This is a genomic window from Streptomyces venezuelae, assembly GCF_008642375.1.
Lineage (GTDB): Bacteria > Actinomycetota > Actinomycetes > Streptomycetales > Streptomycetaceae > Streptomyces > Streptomyces venezuelae_G.
Map to the genome: position 1 here is coordinate 2389389 of NZ_CP029194.1, position 18143 is coordinate 2407531.

Consider the following 18143-nt stretch of genomic DNA (forward strand, 5'->3'; position numbering starts at 1 on the left):
AGGACGGAAACTGCGACGACCGGCATCCGCGCGGACAGTGAAGGTAAGTAACCTGGCATCCGGCTGTCCAACCGCCCCGGTCCGCCCGGCGGGGGCGGTGTGGTGCGCGCACGACCACCGGGCAGTGGGAGGGACAGACCGAGCATGGCAGAGCCGGGCGTCGAAACGCGTACGAGGAGTGCTGTGATCACCGCGCGGGCGACTGCCAGTTTCGAGCCCGTCGGGCGGTCCGTCGCGGCCGCCCGCGCGTTCGTCAGGGACACCCTCCAGGGCTGGGGACACTCCGAACTGGTCGACGACGCCGTCGTCCTGACCAGCGAGCTCGTCACCAATGCCGTCATCCACGCCGGCACCTCCGCCGAAGTCCTCTGCCTTCGCTCCGAGGACAGCATCCGCGTCGAGGTCGCCGACCAGTACCCCGAGCGCGAGATCCCCGTCCAGAGCGGCCGCGCCCTCGCCAACCCCGACCGCGAGAACGGCCGGGGCCTGCTGCTCTGCGCGGCCCTCGCCCACCGGTGGGGCGTCGACTACTCCCCGACTCGCAAACACGTCTGGTTCCACCTCGACCTCCCCCAGCGCCCGGTGGGCACCCGCTCCGCCGGCCCCGTCCTCCCCGACGCCCTCCTCCCGGCCGCCGAGACCCGCGTCCGCGTCGCCGTCGCCCAGATCGACCGCGGCGGAGCAGTCACCGCCTGGAACGAGGACGCCGCCGAGCTCTTCGGTTACGAGGCCGACCAGGTCACCGGCAAGCCCCTCGGCGACCTCGCCGCCTGGCCGCACACCCCCGGCATCGGCACCGGCCTCGCCGAGGCCCTGCGCCTCTCCCGCTGGGAAGGCAGCTACGGCATCCGCTGCGCCGACGGCCGCGTCGTCCCCGTCTACGCCTCGCACCTCCGGGTCCGCGACACTCAGGGCGAACCCTCCACCGTCTGCCTCCTCGTACGGGAACACGAGCGGGCCGTCCTCCAGACCCCGCAGCGCCCCGCCGCCGAACCGGGCTCCGAGAGCCGCACGGCGGACCCCTTCGAGGTCTTCATCGGCTCCCCCGCCCCCGACGACCTCGACGGCCTCCTCCAGCGCACGGTCGAGCGCGCCCGCGACATGCTCGACGGCGACGCCGCCTTCCTCCTCCTCGCCACGGACGACGAGACCGAGCTCGAGGTACGGGCGACCACCGGCCTCCCGGCCGCCCGCCAGCGCTTCGCCCGCGTCCCGGTCGAGACCGGCGCCAGCCGCTACGGCTCCGCCCGCATGCCCGCGGTCCACGAGGACCTGGCCGCCGTCCCCGGCGCCGTCCCTCTGCTCGAAGCCACGGGCATGCGCTCGGTGGTCACCGTCCCGCTCAAGGTCGAGGGCCGGCTCACCGGCTCCCTCGGCGTGGCCGCGGAGTCCCCGAACCGCTATTCCAACGAGGAGGCCCTCCGCCTCCAGTTCGCCGCCGACCGCATCGCCCTCGCGGTCGAGTCGGCCCGCCTCGGCGAGCTCGAACGCCTCCGCCGCGGATCCCTCAGCTTCCTCGTCGAGGCCTCCGACCTCCTCGCCGGCACCCTCGACCGCGACCAGACCCTGGCCCTGATGGCCCAGATGACGGTCCCGACCCTCGCCACCTGGTGCGCCGTCTACACGATCGCCGACCAGGCCTCGGACCCGTACCTCTCGTACGTGCTCCACGAGGACGAGGACCGCATCGACGGCCTCAAGGACCTGCTCTCGTCGATCGCGCCGCCCGACCCGGTGCCGACACCCGGCGCCCGTGTCTGGACGGCCCCCGGCGACGCGGCGCACCGAGCGGCGCTCTCCGCCTCGGTCCGCGCCCTCGACCACCCCACGAGCCCGCTCTCCTCCGGCATCGACACCACCCTGGCCACCGCGAGCACGGTCGCCGGCGAGACGGTCGTCCTGCCACTGGTCGCCCGTAACAGGGTCATCGGCATGCTGACCCTGGGCCGCCCCTCCGAGGACCACTTCCGCCAGGAGATCCTGGAGCTCGCCGAGGACCTCTCGCGCCGAGCGGCCCTGGCCCTGGACAACGCCCGCCTGTACTCGGAGCGCGTGGCGATCAGCCAGTCCCTCCAGCGCAGCCTCCTCCCGCCCGGCCTCCCGGTGATCCCCGGCGTCGAGGTCGACGTCATCTACCGGGCGGCCGGCGAGGGCAACGAGGTCGGCGGTGACTTCTACGACCTCTTCCCGATCCGCGACGGCGCGTACGGATTCGCCATCGGCGACGTCTGCGGCACGGGCCCGGAAGCCGCGGCCGTCACCGGCCTGGCCCGCCACGCCCTGCGCCTCCTGGCCCGCGAGGGCTTCGGCGGCCCCGCCGTCCTGGAGCGGCTCAACGCCGCGATCCTCGACGAGGGCGCCCGGAGCCGCTTCCTCACCCTGCTCTACGGCGAGATGCGCCCGCAGGAGGACGGCTCCGCGATCCTGAAGGTCGTCTGCGCCGGCCACCCCTTGCCCCTGCGCCTCCGCCCGGACGGCACGGTAAGCCCCGCGGCCGAACCCCAGCCCCTCCTCGGAGTGATGGAAGACCTCGAACTCTACGAGCAGACGATCACGCTCGACCCGGGCGATGTCCTCCTCTGCGTCACGGACGGGGTGACGGAGCGCCGCGAAGGCACCCGCATGCTGGGCGACGACGGCCTCGCCGAAGTCCTCAAGACGTGTACGGGCCTGACGGCCGGCGCGGTCGCCTCCCGCGTCCTCCGCGCGGTCGAACGCTTCGCCCACGCCCCGGCCTCCGACGACATGGCCATCCTGGCGATGCGCCTCCGAGAGCCGGACCCCCGCTGACACAAGAAGGCGGCCCCTGAAAAGGGGCCGTCTTCAATCGCTCCGGCCCTCCGGCTCCTCAGAAGTCCACCAACGCAAAAAGGCCCCCGCCATTGGCGGGGGCCTTCTCGATGGAGCCCTTTAACGGAATCGAACCGTTGACCTTCTCCTTACCATGGAGACGCTCTACCGACTGAGCTAAAAGGGCGGGTTGTTCGGCGGCGTCCTACTCTCCCACAGGGTCCCCCCTGCAGTACCATCGGCGCTGAAAGGCTTAGCTTCCGGGTTCGGAATGTAACCGGGCGTTTCCCTAACGCTATGACCACCGAAACTCTATGAAGATATGAACCGCCGCACCACCCGAAGGGGGGCGTGTTCGTTACTTCAGAACTAACACAGTGGACGCGAGCAACTGAGGACAAGCCCTCGGCCTATTAGTACCGGTCAGCTCCACCCATTACTGGGCTTCCACATCCGGCCTATCAACCCAGTGGTCTACTGGGAGCCTTACCCTCTCAAGGAGGTGGGAATACTCATCTTGAAGCAGGCTTCCCGCTTAGATGCTTTCAGCGGTTATCCCTCCCGAACGTAGCCAACCAGCCATGCCCTTGGCAGGACAACTGGCACACCAGAGGTTCGTCCGTCCCGGTCCTCTCGTACTAGGGACAGCCCTTCTCAATATTCCTACGCGCACAGCGGATAGAGACCGAACTGTCTCACGACGTTCTAAACCCAGCTCGCGTACCGCTTTAATGGGCGAACAGCCCAACCCTTGGGACCGACTCCAGCCCCAGGATGCGACGAGCCGACATCGAGGTGCCAAACCATCCCGTCGATATGGACTCTTGGGGAAGATCAGCCTGTTATCCCCGGGGTACCTTTTATCCGTTGAGCGACGGCGCTTCCACAAGCCACCGCCGGATCACTAGTCCCGACTTTCGTCCCTGCTCGACCCGTCGGTCTCACAGTCAAGCTCCCTTGTGCACTTACACTCAACACCTGATTGCCAACCAGGCTGAGGGAACCTTTGGGCGCCTCCGTTACCCTTTGGGAGGCAACCGCCCCAGTTAAACTACCCATCAGACACTGTCCCTGATCCGGATCACGGACCGAGGTTAGACATCCAGCACGACCAGAGTGGTATTTCAACGGCGACTCCACCATGACTGGCGTCACGGCTTCAAAGTCTCCCACCTATCCTACACAAGCCGAACCGAACACCAATATCAAACTGTAGTAAAGGTCCCGGGGTCTTTTCGTCCTGCTGCGCGAAACGAGCATCTTTACTCGTAGTGCAATTTCACCGGGCCTATGGTTGAGACAGTCGAGAAGTCGTTACGCCATTCGTGCAGGTCGGAACTTACCCGACAAGGAATTTCGCTACCTTAGGATGGTTATAGTTACCACCGCCGTTTACTGGCGCTTAAGTTCTCAGCTTCGCCACACCGAAATGTGACTAACCGGTCCCCTTAACGTTCCAGCACCGGGCAGGCGTCAGTCCGTATACATCGCCTTACGGCTTCGCACGGACCTGTGTTTTTAGTAAACAGTCGCTTCTCGCTGGTCTCTGCGGCCACCCCCAGCTCAAGGAGCAAGTCCTATCACCGGTGATGGCCCCCCTTCTCCCGAAGTTACGGGGGCATTTTGCCGAGTTCCTTAACCATAGTTCACCCGAACGCCTCGGTATTCTCTACCTGACTACCTGAGTCGGTTTAGGGTACGGGCCGCCATGAAACTCGCTAGAGGCTTTTCTCGACAGCATAGGATCATCCACTTCACCACAATCGGCTCGGCATCAGGTCTCAGGCTTAATGCGTGACGGATTTGCCTATCACACGCCCTACACCCTTACCCCGGGACTACCACCGCCCGGGCTGGACTACCTTCCTGCGTCACCCCATCGCTTACCTACTACCACCTTGGGTCGACGGCTCCACCACTTTCCTTTCCCCGAAGGGTCCGGAACGGCTTCACGGCCTTAGCATTAATGGGCTCGATATTGGGCGTTTCAAAGCGGGTACCGGAATATCAACCGGTTGTCCATCGACTACGCCTGTCGGCCTCGCCTTAGGTCCCGACTTACCCTGGGCAGATCAGCTTGACCCAGGAACCCTTAGTCAATCGGCGCACACGTTTCTCACGTGTGTATCGCTACTCATGCCTGCATTCTCACTCGTGAACCGTCCACAACTCGCTTCCGCGGCTGCTTCACCCGGCACACGACGCTCCCCTACCCATCACAGCGGGCGTTGGCCCTATTGCTGCAATGACACGACTTCGGCGGTACGCTTGAGCCCCGCTACATTGTCGGCGCGGAATCACTTGACCAGTGAGCTATTACGCACTCTTTCAAGGGTGGCTGCTTCTAAGCCAACCTCCTGGTTGTCTCTGCGACTCCACATCCTTTCCCACTTAGCGTACGCTTAGGGGCCTTAGTCGATGCTCTGGGCTGTTTCCCTCTCGACCATGGAGCTTATCCCCCACAGTCTCACTGCCGTGCTCTCACTTACCGGCATTCGGAGTTTGGCTAAGGTCAGTAACCCGGTAGGGCCCATCGCCTATCCAGTGCTCTACCTCCGGCAAGAAACACACGACGCTGCACCTAAATGCATTTCGGGGAGAACCAGCTATCACGGAGTTTGATTGGCCTTTCACCCCTAACCACAGGTCATCCCCCAGGTTTTCAACCCTGGTGGGTTCGGTCCTCCACGAAGTCTTACCTCCGCTTCAACCTGCCCATGGCTAGATCACTCCGCTTCGGGTCTTGAGCGCGCTACTAAATCGCCCTATTCGGACTCGCTTTCGCTACGGCTTCCCCACACGGGTTAACCTCGCAACACACCGCAAACTCGCAGGCTCATTCTTCAAAAGGCACGCAGTCACGAGACATAGCAAGCTACGTCCGACGCTCCCACGGCTTGTAGGCACACGGTTTCAGGTACTATTTCACTCCGCTCCCGCGGTACTTTTCACCATTCCCTCACGGTACTATCCGCTATCGGTCACCAGGGAATATTTAGGCTTAGCGGGTGGTCCCGCCAGATTCACACGGGATTTCTCGGGCCCCGTGCTACTTGGGTGTCTCTCAAACGAGCCGTATGAATTTCAGCTACGGGGGTCTTACCCTCTACGCCGGACCTTTCGCATGTCCTTCGCCTATCCATACGGTTTCTGACTCGTCCTGTCGCCGGCAGACGACAGAAGAGAGATCCCACAACCCCGCATGCGCAACCCCTGCCGGGTATCACACGCATACGGTTTGGCCTCATCCGGTTTCGCTCGCCACTACTCCCGGAATCACGGTTGTTTTCTCTTCCTGAGGGTACTGAGATGTTTCACTTCCCCTCGTTCCCTCCACATGCCCTATGTGTTCAGGCATGGGTGACAGCCCATGACGACTGCCGGGTTTCCCCATTCGGAAACCCCCGGATCAAAGCCTGGTTGACGGCTCCCCGGGGACTATCGTGGCCTCCCACGTCCTTCATCGGTTCCTGGTGCCAAGGCATCCACCGTGCGCCCTTAAAAACTTGGCCACAGATGCTCGCGTCCACTGTGTAGTTCTCAAACAACGACCAGCCACCCATCACACCCTGCCGAAACAGAGCTTTACTGGGGCCGGCATCCTCGAAGATACGAACCATACGGCCGTACCCTCAGACACCCAACAACGTGCCAAGCACAGTCCGTTCCACGAATCCCGTTTTCCACGCCGAAGCAGTACTAGCGGTCTTTCGTGTCACTGACTGTGCCAACTAATCAACGTTCCACCCATGAGCTGACCGTGCAGAACGTTTGTCTGCAATCGGTATTGTGCTCCTTAGAAAGGAGGTGATCCAGCCGCACCTTCCGGTACGGCTACCTTGTTACGACTTCGTCCCAATCGCCAGTCCCACCTTCGACAGCTCCCTCCCACAAGGGGTTGGGCCACCGGCTTCGGGTGTTACCGACTTTCGTGACGTGACGGGCGGTGTGTACAAGGCCCGGGAACGTATTCACCGCAGCAATGCTGATCTGCGATTACTAGCAACTCCGACTTCATGGGGTCGAGTTGCAGACCCCAATCCGAACTGAGACCGGCTTTTTGAGATTCGCTCCGCCTCGCGGCATCGCAGCTCTTTGTACCGGCCATTGTAGCACGTGTGCAGCCCAAGACATAAGGGGCATGATGACTTGACGTCGTCCCCACCTTCCTCCGAGTTGACCCCGGCGGTCTCCTGTGAGTCCCCATCACCCCGAAGGGCATGCTGGCAACACAGGACAAGGGTTGCGCTCGTTGCGGGACTTAACCCAACATCTCACGACACGAGCTGACGACAGCCATGCACCACCTGTATACCGACCACAAGGGGGGCACTATCTCTAATGCTTTCCGGTATATGTCAAGCCTTGGTAAGGTTCTTCGCGTTGCGTCGAATTAAGCCACATGCTCCGCTGCTTGTGCGGGCCCCCGTCAATTCCTTTGAGTTTTAGCCTTGCGGCCGTACTCCCCAGGCGGGGAACTTAATGCGTTAGCTGCGGCACCGACGACGTGGAATGTCGCCAACACCTAGTTCCCAACGTTTACGGCGTGGACTACCAGGGTATCTAATCCTGTTCGCTCCCCACGCTTTCGCTCCTCAGCGTCAGTAATGGCCCAGAGATCCGCCTTCGCCACCGGTGTTCCTCCTGATATCTGCGCATTTCACCGCTACACCAGGAATTCCGATCTCCCCTACCACACTCTAGCCTGCCCGTATCGGATGCAGACCCGGGGTTAAGCCCCGGGCTTTCACACCCGACGTGACAAGCCGCCTACGAGCTCTTTACGCCCAATAATTCCGGACAACGCTTGCGCCCTACGTATTACCGCGGCTGCTGGCACGTAGTTAGCCGGCGCTTCTTCTGCAGGTACCGTCACTTTCGCTTCTTCCCTGCTGAAAGAGGTTTACAACCCGAAGGCCGTCATCCCTCACGCGGCGTCGCTGCATCAGGCTTTCGCCCATTGTGCAATATTCCCCACTGCTGCCTCCCGTAGGAGTCTGGGCCGTGTCTCAGTCCCAGTGTGGCCGGTCGCCCTCTCAGGCCGGCTACCCGTCGTCGCCTTGGTAGGCCATTACCCCACCAACAAGCTGATAGGCCGCGGGCTCATCCTTCACCGCCGGAGCTTTCAACCAGCCTCCATGCGGAGGCCGGTGTTATCCGGTATTAGACCCCGTTTCCAGGGCTTGTCCCAGAGTGAAGGGCAGATTGCCCACGTGTTACTCACCCGTTCGCCACTAATCCACCCCGAAGGGCTTCATCGTTCGACTTGCATGTGTTAAGCACGCCGCCAGCGTTCGTCCTGAGCCAGGATCAAACTCTCCGTGAATGTTTACCCGTAATCGGGTGACACTCGCGTTGAGCGGGACGGTCATGCCGGAATGTGGCCGACCGTCCACAGCGTCCTCGCTGTGTATGTTGCCTACCCGCCACAAAGGCCGGCAGGACTTTCAAAGGAACCTCGCCATCCGAAGATGGACGGGGTATCAACTAATCTGGCGTTGATTTTTGGCACGCTGTTGAGTTCTCAAGGTGCGGACGCTTCCTTTGTACTCACCCTCGCGGGCTTTCCTCCGGGCTTTTCCTTCGTTCCGAAGCTTATCAGATGTTTTCCATCCGATTTCCTCGGTGCTTTCCGGTCCCTTTTGTTTTCACTCCGGGGGCCTTTCGGCGGTTCCGACTTTATCAGAAGTTCTGAGTCGGATTTCCCGCCTCCCGGAGAACCGTTCAGGCGCACGAAGGCACCGGGGGTTCCCGATCTGGCGGAGCCGTAAACGTACTGGAGCGGGGCGCCCCGATGCAAATCGAGGGGCCCCGCTCCGGTGTGGCGCAGGTCAGAGTCAGACCTCGACGACGACCGGGAGGATCATCGGGCGCCGGCGGTAGGTGTCGGAGACCCACTTGCCGACCGTGCGGCGGATCAGTTGCTGGAGCTGGTGGGGCTCCACGACGCCGTCCTGGGCCGACCGGTTCAGGGCCTGGTCGACCTTGGGGATCACGGCGTCGAAGGCGGAGTCCTCGATGCCGGAACCGCGGGCGTGGATGTTCGGGCCGCTCACGATCTTGCCGGACGAGGAGTCCACGACCACGAAGACCGAGATGATGCCCTCGTCGCCGAGGATCCGGCGGTCCTTGAGGTGAGCCTCGGTGACGTCGCCGACCGAGAGGCCGTCGACGTACACGTACCCCGCCTGGACCTTGCCGACGATCTTGGCCTTGCCGTCGATGAGGTCGACGACGACGCCGTCCTCGGCGATGACGATGTGGTCCTTGGGGATACCCGTCATCGCGCCGAGCTCGGCGTTGGCGCGCAGGTGGCGCCATTCGCCGTGGACCGGCATGAGGTTCTTCGGGCGGCAGATGTTGTAGAAGTACAGCAGCTCGCCGGCCGAGGCGTGGCCCGAGACGTGGACCTTGGCGTTGCCCTTGTGGACGACGTTGGCGCCCCAGCGGGTCAGGCCGTTGATCACGCGGTAGACCGCGTTCTCGTTGCCCGGGATGAGGGACGAGGCCAGGATGACCGTGTCGCCGGGGACGATCCGGATCTGGTGGTCGCGGTTGGCCATGCGGGACAGGGCCGCCATGGGCTCGCCCTGGGAGCCCGTGCAGACCAGCACGACCTCGTCGTCCGGGAGGTCGTCGAGGGTCTTCACGTCGACGACGAGGCCGGCCGGGACGCGGAGGTAGCCCAGGTCGCGGGCGATGCCCATGTTGCGGACCATCGAGCGGCCGACGAAGGCGACCCGGCGGCCGTACTCGTGGGCGGCGTCGAGGATCTGCTGGATGCGGTGCACGTGGCTGGCGAAGCTGGCCACGATGATGCGCTTCTGGGCGTTCGCGAAGACGTTCCGCAGGACGTTCGAGATGTCCTTCTCCGGCGGGACGAAGCCTGGGACCTCGGCGTTCGTGGAGTCCGAGAGGAGGAGGTCGATGCCTTCCTCGCTCAGACGCGCGAACGCGTGCAGGTCGGTGAGGCGGCCGTCCAGCGGGAGCTGGTCCATCTTGAAGTCGCCGGTGGCGACGGCCATGCCCGCGGGGGTGCGGATGGCCACCGCGAGGGCGTCCGGGATGGAGTGGTTGACCGCGATGAACTCGCAGTCGAAGGAGCCCAGGATCTCGCGGTCGCCTTCCTTCACCTCAAGGGTGTAGGGGCGGATGCGGTGCTCCTGGAGCTTGGCCTCGATCAGCGCCAGCGTCAGCTTGGAGCCGATGAGCGGGATGTCCGGCTTGAGCCGGAGCAGGTAGGGGACGGCGCCGATGTGGTCCTCGTGGCCGTGCGTGAGCACGATGCCTTCGACGTCGTCGAGACGGTCCCGGATGATGCTGAAGTCGGGCAGGATCAGGTCGACGCCCGGCTGCTCCTCTTCGGGGAAGAGGACGCCGCAGTCGACGATGAGCAGGCGGCCGTCGAACTCGAAGACCGTCATGTTCCGGCCGATCTCGCCGAGCCCGCCGAGCGGGGTGACGCGCAGGGCGCCCTTCGGGAGCTTCGGCGGAGCGCCGAGTTCAGGATGCGGATGACTCAAAAGACTCTCCTCACCACGCGCGCCACGTGCCGGTCGGGCACGTGGCGCGCATGACATTCGTGCACTTGCTGTTGTCAGTGTTCAGTTGTGAAGTCCGTTGTCAGAGTTCTACCCCGCCGGCGGCCAGGTCGACCTTGAGCTGCTCGCTCTCCTGGGCGGAGAGCTCCACGAGCGGGAGGCGCAGCGGGCCGGCCGGGAGGCCCTGGAGGGCGAGGGCGGCCTTGGTGGTCATGACGCCCTGGGTGCGGAACATGCCGGTGTAGATCGGCAGGAGGCGCTGGTGGATCTCGGTGGCCTTCTGGGGCTCGCCGCCCAGGTGGGCTTCGAGAAGGGCGCGGAGTTCCGGGGTGACGATGTGGCCGACGACCGAGACGAAGCCGCAGGCGCCCACCGAGAGCAGCGGCAGGTTGAGCATGTCGTCGCCGGAGTACCAGGCGAGGCCGGAGCGGGCGATGGCCCAGCTGGCGCGGCCGAGGTCGCCCTTGGCGTCCTTGTTGGCGACGATCCGGGGGTGCTCTGCGAGGCGGACGAGCGTCTCGGTGTCGATCGGGACGCCGCTGCGGCCGGGGATGTCGTACAGCATGACCGGGAGCTCGGTGGCGTCGGCGATGGCCGAGAAGTGCCGGTAGAGACCCTCCTGCGAGGGCTTGTTGTAGTACGGCGTCACGGCGAGCAGGCCGTGGGCGCCGTCGCGCTCGGCGGTGCGGGCGAGTTCCAGCGAGTGGTGGGTGTCGTTGGTGCCGATGCCGGCGACGATGTGGGCGCGGTCTCCGACCGCGTCCAGCACAGCTCGTACCAGCTCCGATTTCTCCGCGTCGCTGGTGGTGGGGGACTCGCCGGTGGTGCCGTTGATGACAAGGCCGTCGTTGCCTGCGTCGACCAGATGGGTGGCCAGTCGCTGGGCACCGTCGAGGTCGAGTGCGCCGTCAGCCGTGAAGGGCGTGACCATGGCGGTGAGGACCCGCCCGAAGGGGGTCTGCGGAGTGGAGATCGGAGCCATGGGTAACACGCTACTCGCTGCTCAGCGCCGGGTGTCCCCGAGGGGGACAGGAAGAAGAGGAGCCCGGCACTGCCTGCTCGGGGGTTCAGGCAGTGCCGGGTCCGTTTGATCAGCCTAGATGAACTTCTCGAAACGTCGCAATACGGACACTTCGCGCGAGTGGCTCGGACATGTGTGCTCTACGGGGCCACACGGCCGTTCTTGTTGAAGGCGGCGTGGGTCAGCGGCATCAGCCGGGCCCAGTGCTCCTCCATCTTCTCGCCGACCATCTCGATCTCCCGCTGTGGGAAGGACGGGACCGCGGCCAGCTCGTGCTGGGTGCGCAGGCCCAGGAAGTGCATGAGCGAGCGCGCGTTGCACGTGGCGTACATCGAGGAGAAGAGGCCGACGGGGAGGACCGAGCGGGCGACCTCGCGGGCGACGCCGGCGGCCAGCATCTCCTGGTAGGTCGCGTAGGCCGTCCGGTACGACTCCTCCATCGTGCGGCTGACCACGTCGTGCTGTTCCTGGGTGCCCTCGACGAAGACGTACTTGCCCGGGCGGCCCTCCTGGACCAGCTTGCGCGAGGTGTCGGGGACGTAGAAGACCGGCTGGAGCTCCCTGTAGCGGCCCGATTCCTCGTTGTACGACCAGCCCACGCGGTGCCGCATGAACTCGCGGAACACGAAGATCGGGGCGCTGATGAAGAAGGTCATCGAGTTGTGCTCGAACGGGCTGCCGTGGCGGTCCCGCATCAGGTAGTTGATCAGGCCCTTCGAGCGCTCCGGGTCCTTCTGGAGCTCTTCGAGGGACTGCTCCCCCGCCGTGGACACACGTGCGGCCCAGAGGACGTCGGAGTCGGTCGCCGCGCTCTTGACCAGATCAACGGTGACGTCGCTCCGGAAGTCGATCTTCACGTTCTCGGTGGGGGTGTCGGTCACCAGCGGTCCTTCCAGTCGGGGTGTTGCAGCGCCCACTTTAACGACGTCCCCACGTCGTCCTTGCGACGTCCTACCCGAGGATGAGATTCGGCCGCTTTGGTGAAATAGGGCACCAAACCCTCGGTTCTGTCGTCTGTCCCTGTGAAGCACATCGACTACCGAGGAGAGTGGCCCTGATGTTCCGCCGGCGAGAGGCCGTACCGTTCGCGTTCGTCGCGGAGGCCGACCACTTCCGCAGTAACGTCACTCCACCACCCCGGGAGCGCCTCAGCGCCTCGCAGATCGTGGGTCGTACGCTGATCGGGCTGACCGTCGTCGCGGGGCTCGCCGGGTCGCTGATCTTCGGTATGCCCTCGCTCCAGTCGGGGGACGCCGCCACTCATCAGCAGCAGTCCGAAGCCTCCGACAACCGCTGAGGTAGCCTCACCGGGCACCGCCCCTTCGAGCGTGCTTGTGAGTGAGGACCTGTCGTGCCCCTGCCCTTCTTGACGGCCGACCGTGCTTTTGACACGACCGACCACGTCGCCCTGCCGTTCGACGACCACGACCAGTGGCGCCGTCCGTACCGGCCGGGGTCGTGGCGGGTCGGAGCGGCGGCGCTCGCGCTGCTGCTCGCCTCGTTCGTGCTGCTCGCCGCCGTGATCATCGTCGCCGCCGGTGGCTTCGCCGCCGCCGGTGTCACGCTCGGGATCGCCGTGCTCGTCATCCTCGCCGCCCTGCGGATGCTCCGCGTGGGCACGTGGGTGAGCCGCGCCGGGGTACGGCGCGTGGCCTTCCTGACGACCTCCACCGTGCCGTGGGCGAAGGTGACCTCCGTGCGGACCGTGCAGCAGCCGGTGCGCTGGCTGGGGCTCCCCCGCACGGTCCAGGGCCAGGCTCTGGTGCTCGGCCGGCAGGGTGGTGAGCAGCTGCTGCTGCTCACCGACCACAATGCCGACTTCCTCTCCCGGGTCGAGGCCTTCGACCGCGCGGCCGACACGGTCGAGGCCTGGAACGCCGAGTACGGCGTCGCCCCGGCGGCTACGCGCTGACCGTACGGCCCTCGTGGAGCGCGATGGCCCGCAGCATCGCCTTGCGGGCCCTGGGGGTGTCCCGGGCGTCGTGGTAAGCGACCGCGAGCCGGAACCAGCAGCGCCAGTCCTCCGGGGAGTCCTCCGCCTCGGCCTTGCGCCGGGCGAAGACCTCGTCGGCCGAGTCCCGGTCGATCCGGCCGCCTTCGGTCCGCTTCAGCTCGTCGACGGGCAGGCCGCCCTCCGCCTCCAGCTCCGCGGCCAGGCGGTTGGCCCGGCGCGCGAAGCTGGTGTTCTTCCAGAGGAACCAGCCGCCCACGGCCGGCAGCAGGAACGCCACCGCGCCCATGCCCATGGCCGCGGGCTCGCCCGTCAGGAGGAGCAGTACGCCCTCCATCGCCACCACGCCGAAGACGAGGACGAGGACACTGGCGAGGAAGACGTACGTGATCTTTCCGCCCATGCCCGTCAGCCCAGGTCCAGGAAGTGCTCCAGGCCGAAGGTGAGGCCCGGAGCGGTGGTCACGCGGCGGGCGCCCAGGAGGATGCCCGGCATGAAGCTGGAGTGGTGCAGGGAGTCGTGGCGGACTGTGAGGGTCTCGCCCTCGCCGCCGAGCAGGACCTCCTGGTGGGCGAGGAGGCCCGACAGGCGTACGGAGTGGACGCGGACGCCGTCGACGTCGGCACCCCGGGCCCCTTCGAGGCCCGTCGCGGTGGAGTCCGGCTGGGCGCCGAGGCCGGCCTCGGCGCGGGCCGCGGCGATGAGCTGAGCCGTACGGGTGGCGGTGCCGGAGGGGGCGTCCACCTTGTGCGGGTGGTGCAGCTCGACGACCTCGACCGACTCGAAGTACGGGGCCGCGATCTGGGCGAACTTCATGGTGAGGACCGCGCCGATGGAGAAGTTCGGCGCGATGAGGACACCGGTCTCCGGGGAGGCCGCGAGCCAGGTCCGCAGCTGCGCGAGGCGCTCCTCGGTCCAGCCGGTGGTGCCGACGACCGCGTGGATGCCGTGGCGCACGCAGAAGTCGAGGTTGTCCATCACCGAGCCGGGGGTGGTCAGCTCGACGACGACCTGGGCGCCCGTCTCCGTGAGCGTCTCCAGCTTGTCGCCGCGGCCGAGGGCCGCGACCAGTTCCATGTCCTCGGCGGCCTCGACGGCCCTGACCGCCTCAGAGCCGATACGGCCCTGGGCTCCGAGGACCGCCACGCGCAGCTTGCTCATTGCTCTTTTTCCTTAAAGGGGCTCGGGGTCAGGAGACCGCTTGGTGGAGACGGTCCGCCTGCTTGTCCTTCAGCGGTCCTATCACCGACAGGGAGGGCCGCTGGTCCAGTACATCGCGGGCGACGGCCCGGACGTCGTCCGGGGTGACCGCGGCGATCCGGGTGAGCATGTCGTCGACCGACATCTGGGTGCCCCAGCAGAGCTCGCTCTTGCCGATGCGGTTCATGAGGGCACCGGTGTCCTCCAGGCCGAGGACGGTCGAGCCGGAGAGCTGCCCGACGGCGCGGACGATCTCCTCGTCGGTGAGGCCCTCGTTCGCGACCTTGTCGAGCTCGTCCCGGCAGATCCTCAGCACGTCGTGGACCTGGTTGGGGCGGCAGCCCGCGTACACCCCGAAGAGGCCGCAGTCGGCGAAGCCCGAGGTGTACGAGTACACGCTGTAGGCCAGGCCGCGCTTCTCGCGGACCTCCTGGAAGAGGCGGGAGGACATGCCGCCGCCGAGGGCGGTGTTCAGCACGCCGAGGGCCCAGCGGCGCTCGTCGGTGCGGGCCAGGCCCGGCATGCCGAGGACCACGTGCGCCTGCTCGGTCCTGCGGTTCAGATGCTCGACGCGGCCCGCCGTGCGGATGACGCGGCGGCCGTCGCGGGGGGCGACGGGGACGGCGTCGGTACGGGTCAGGGCGCCGGCCTTCTCGAAGGCGCGGCGGACCTGGCGTACCACCGTGGCGTGGTCGACGTTGCCCGCGGCGGCGACGACCAGGTGGGTGGGGTCGTAGTGCTTCTTGTAGAAGCGGGCGATCTGGCCGCGGGTGAGGGCGTTGACCGTGTCGACGGTGCCGAGGACCGGGCGGCCCAGCGGGGTGTCGCCGAACATCGTCTGCGCGAACAGGTCGTGCACGACGTCGCCGGGGTCGTCCTCGGTCATCGCGATCTCTTCGAGGATGACTCCCCGCTCGGCGTCCACGTCCTCTTCGAGGACCAGCGCACCGGTGAGCATGTCGCAGACGACGTCGATCGCCAGCGGCAGGTCGGTGTCGAGGACCCGGGCGTAGTAGCAGGTGTACTCCTTCGCCGTGAAGGCGTTCATCTCGCCGCCGACCGCGTCGATCGCGGCGGAGATGTCGAGGGCGGACCGCTTGTGGGTGCCCTTGAAGAGGAGGTGCTCCAGGTAGTGGGTGGCGCCGTTGAGGCTCGGCGTCTCGTCCCGCGAACCGACGTGGGCCCAGATGCCGAAGGTGGCGGAGCGCACGGAGGGCAGGGTCTCGGTGACGATCCGGAGGCCGCCGGGGAGGGTCGTGCGGCGGACCGTGCCGATGCCGTCCTTGCCCGGGAGAAGCGTTTGGGTACGGGCGACGGCCCGCCCCTCCGAAGAGGGGCGGGCCGTCGTCACGGAACTACGGGACGTCACTGGTCGGTGTCGTCCTTCGCGTCGGCGCCGTCCTCGTCCGCGATCACGGGGATCAGGGAGAGCTTGCCGCGCTGGTCGATCTCGGCGATCTCGACCTGGACCTTGGAGCCGATCGCCAGCACGTCCTCGACGTTCTCCACGCGCTTGCCACCGGCGAGCTTGCGGATCTGCGAGATGTGCAGGAGGCCGTCCTTGCCCGGGAGCAGGGAGACGAAGGCACCGAAGGTGGTGGTCTTGACGACCGTACCCAGGTAGCGCTCGCCGACCTCCGGCATGGTCGGGTTGGCGATGCCGTTGATCGTGGCGCGGGCGGCCTCGGCCTGCGAGCCCTGGGCGGCACCGATGTAGATGGTGCCGTCGTCCTCGATCGTGATGTCGGCGCCGGTGTCCTCCTGGATCTGGTTGATCATCTTGCCCTTGGGGCCGATGACCTCACCGATCTTGTCCACCGGGATCTTGACGGTGATGATGCGCGGCGCGTTCGGGGACATCTCGTCCGGAACGTCGATCGCCTCGTTCATCACGTCGAGGATGTGCAGACGCGCGTCACGGGCCTGCTTCAGCGCTGCGGCCAGGACCGAGGCGGGGATGCCGTCGAGCTTGGTGTCGAGCTGGAGCGCGGTGACGAAGGTCTTCGTGCCGGCGACCTTGAAGTCCATGTCGCCGAACGCGTCCTCGGCGCCGAGGATGTCCGTGAGGGCGACGTAGTGCGTCTTGCCGTCGATCTCCTCGGAGATCAGACCCATGGCGATACCGGCGACGGGGGCCTTGAGGGGCACACCGGCGTTCAGCAGGGACATGGTGGAGGCGCAGACCGAGCCCATGGACGTCGAGCCGTTGGAGCCGAGGGCCTCGGACACCTGACGGATCGCGTAGGGGAACTCCTCGCGGGTCGGGAGGACCGGCACGATGGCGCGCTCGGCGAGCGCGCCGTGGCCGATCTCGCGGCGCTTGGGCGAGCCCACGCGGCCGGTCTCGCCGACGGAGTACGGCGGGAAGTTGTAGTTGTGCATGTAGCGCTTGCGGGTCACCGGGGAGAGGGTGTCCAGCTGCTGCTCCATGCGGAGCATGTTGAGGGTGGTGACGCCCAGGATCTGGGTCTCGCCACGCTCGAACAGCGCGGAACCGTGCACGCGCGGGATGGCCTCGACCTCGGCGGCGAGGGTACGGATGTCCGTGAGCCCGCGGCCGTCGATGCGGACCTTGTCCTTGATGATGCGCTCGCGGACCAGCTTCTTGGTCAGCGCGCGGTACGCACCGGCGATCTCCTTCTCGCGGCCCTCGAAGGCCGGGAGGAGCTTGTCGGCGGCGAGCTCCTTGATGCGGTCGAGCTCGGTCTCGCGCTCCTGCTTGCCGGCGATGGTGAGCGCCTGGGCGAGCTCACCCTTGACGGCGGCGGAGAGCGCCTCCAGGACGTCGTCCTGGTAGTCGAGGTAGACCGGGAACTCGCCGGTGGGCTTGGCGGCCTTGGCGGCGAGGTCCGACTGGGCCTTGCAGAGGACCTTGATGAAGGGCTTCGCGGCCTCGAGACCGGCGGCGACGACCTCCTCGGTCGGCGCCTCGGCGCCGCCCTTGACGAGCTCGATCGTGCGCTCGGTGGCCTCGGCCTCGACCATCATGATCGCGACGTCGCCGTCCTCCAGGACGCGACCGGCGACGACCATGTCGAAGACGGCGTCCTCGAGCTCGGTGTGCGTCGGGAACGCGACCCACTGGCCGTTGATCAGCGCGACACGGGTGCCGCCGATCGGGCCGGAGAAGGGCAGGCCGGCCAGCTGCGTGGAGCAGGAGGCGGCGTTGATCGCGACCACGTCGTACAGGTGGTCGGGGTTGAGCGCCATGATCGTCTCGACGATCTGGATCTCGTTGCGCAGGCCCTTCTGGAAGGAGGGGCGCAGCGGGCGGTCGATCAGGCGGCAGGTGAGGATCGCGTCCTCGGAGGGGCGGCCCTCCCGGCGGAAGAAGGAGCCGGGGATCTTGCCGGCCGCGTACATCCGCTCCTCGACGTCGACCGTCAGGGGGAAGAAGTCGAGCTGGTCCTTGGGCTTCTTCGAGGCGGTGGTCGCGGAGAGGACCATCGTGTCGTCGTCCAGGTAGGCGACGGCGGAGCCGGCGGCCTGCTTGGCGAGACGGCCCGTCTCGAAGCGGATGGTGCGGGTACCGAAGGTGCCGTTGTCGATGACGGCCTCGGCGTAGTGGGTCTCGTTCTCCACTAGTGGTTTCTCCTACGTGTTCGTCTTTGCGTCCGGGGCCCGTGTGGCCGGGGACGGT

Annotated in this window: 10 protein-coding genes, 1 tRNA gene and 3 rRNA genes; 3 read left to right on the forward strand and 11 right to left on the reverse strand. The window is 66.2% G+C overall.

The genetic code is table 11. From position 1 onward, the window contains the following. Positions 1–144: 144 nt before the first annotated feature. Positions 145–2790: a SpoIIE family protein phosphatase gene (locus DEJ46_RS10525; RefSeq protein ID WP_190622558.1), complete on the forward strand. Its 2646-nt coding sequence runs from the start codon at positions 145–147 to the stop codon at positions 2788–2790. Between the two features lie 111 nt (positions 2791–2901). On the opposite strand, the gene DEJ46_RS10530 is transcribed toward DEJ46_RS10525, so the two are convergent. The 7 genes from DEJ46_RS10530 to thyX form a co-directional block, all read right to left on the reverse strand. Then, a tRNA-Thr gene (locus tag DEJ46_RS10530) sits at positions 2902–2977 on the reverse strand. A gap of 5 nt (positions 2978–2982) precedes the next feature. Next, a 5S ribosomal RNA gene (rrf, locus tag DEJ46_RS10535) occupies positions 2983–3099 on the reverse strand. Positions 3100–3183: 84 nt separating this feature from the next. Beyond that, positions 3184–6302 (reverse strand): 23S ribosomal RNA (locus DEJ46_RS10540). Positions 6303–6590: 288 nt separating this feature from the next. Further along, a 16S ribosomal RNA gene (locus DEJ46_RS10545) occupies positions 6591–8116 on the reverse strand. Together the 16S, 23S and 5S rRNA genes with 1 tRNA gene alongside form the textbook arrangement of a ribosomal RNA operon. A 511-nt stretch (positions 8117–8627) precedes the next feature. Next, complete coding sequence (locus DEJ46_RS10555; RefSeq protein WP_150265499.1) at positions 8628–10313, reverse strand: ribonuclease J; 1686 nt, start codon at positions 10311–10313, stop codon at positions 8628–8630. Between the two features lie 100 nt (positions 10314–10413). Continuing rightward, complete coding sequence (gene dapA, locus DEJ46_RS10560) at positions 10414–11313, reverse strand: 4-hydroxy-tetrahydrodipicolinate synthase (protein ID WP_150265501.1); 900 nt, start codon at positions 11311–11313, stop codon at positions 10414–10416. A 179-nt stretch (positions 11314–11492) separates the two neighbouring features. Then, the gene (thyX, locus tag DEJ46_RS10565) at positions 11493–12233 is read right to left on the reverse strand and encodes an FAD-dependent thymidylate synthase (protein ID WP_055641032.1); all 741 of its coding nucleotides are present in this window, start codon (positions 12231–12233) and stop codon (positions 11493–11495) included. 176 nt (positions 12234–12409) lie between these two features. Between thyX and DEJ46_RS10570 the strand changes: the two genes are divergently transcribed. Both DEJ46_RS10570 and DEJ46_RS10575 read left to right on the forward strand, forming a co-directional pair. Next, on the forward strand, positions 12410–12649 hold the full coding sequence (locus DEJ46_RS10570) for a hypothetical protein (RefSeq protein ID WP_150265503.1): 240 nt from the start codon (positions 12410–12412) through the stop codon (positions 12647–12649). Between the two features lie 54 nt (positions 12650–12703). Further along, positions 12704–13264, forward strand: coding sequence for a hypothetical protein (locus DEJ46_RS10575; RefSeq protein WP_150265505.1), 561 nt, complete (start codon positions 12704–12706; stop codon positions 13262–13264). On the opposite strand, the gene DEJ46_RS10580 is transcribed toward DEJ46_RS10575, so the two are convergent. The 4 genes from DEJ46_RS10580 to DEJ46_RS10595 are packed head-to-tail and all read right to left on the reverse strand — an operon-like array spanning position 13254 to position 18085. Then, positions 13254–13706 (reverse strand): hypothetical protein, encoded by a 453-nt coding sequence (locus tag DEJ46_RS10580; RefSeq protein ID WP_150265507.1) that lies wholly within the window; start codon positions 13704–13706, stop codon positions 13254–13256. The two genes, DEJ46_RS10575 and DEJ46_RS10580, sit on opposite strands and share 11 nt — an antisense overlap. Before the next feature lie 5 nt (positions 13707–13711). Then, positions 13712–14464 (reverse strand): 4-hydroxy-tetrahydrodipicolinate reductase, encoded by a 753-nt coding sequence (gene dapB / locus DEJ46_RS10585; protein ID WP_150265509.1) that lies wholly within the window; start codon positions 14462–14464, stop codon positions 13712–13714. Between the two features lie 28 nt (positions 14465–14492). After that, on the reverse strand, positions 14493–15872 hold the full coding sequence (locus tag DEJ46_RS10590; protein ID WP_150265511.1) for a M16 family metallopeptidase: 1380 nt from the start codon (positions 15870–15872) through the stop codon (positions 14493–14495). Next, positions 15869–18085, reverse strand: coding sequence for a polyribonucleotide nucleotidyltransferase (locus tag DEJ46_RS10595; protein ID WP_150265513.1), 2217 nt, complete (start codon positions 18083–18085; stop codon positions 15869–15871). Before DEJ46_RS10595 ends, DEJ46_RS10590 begins: the two co-directional genes overlap by 4 nt. Between the last annotated feature and the right edge of the window lie 58 nt (positions 18086–18143).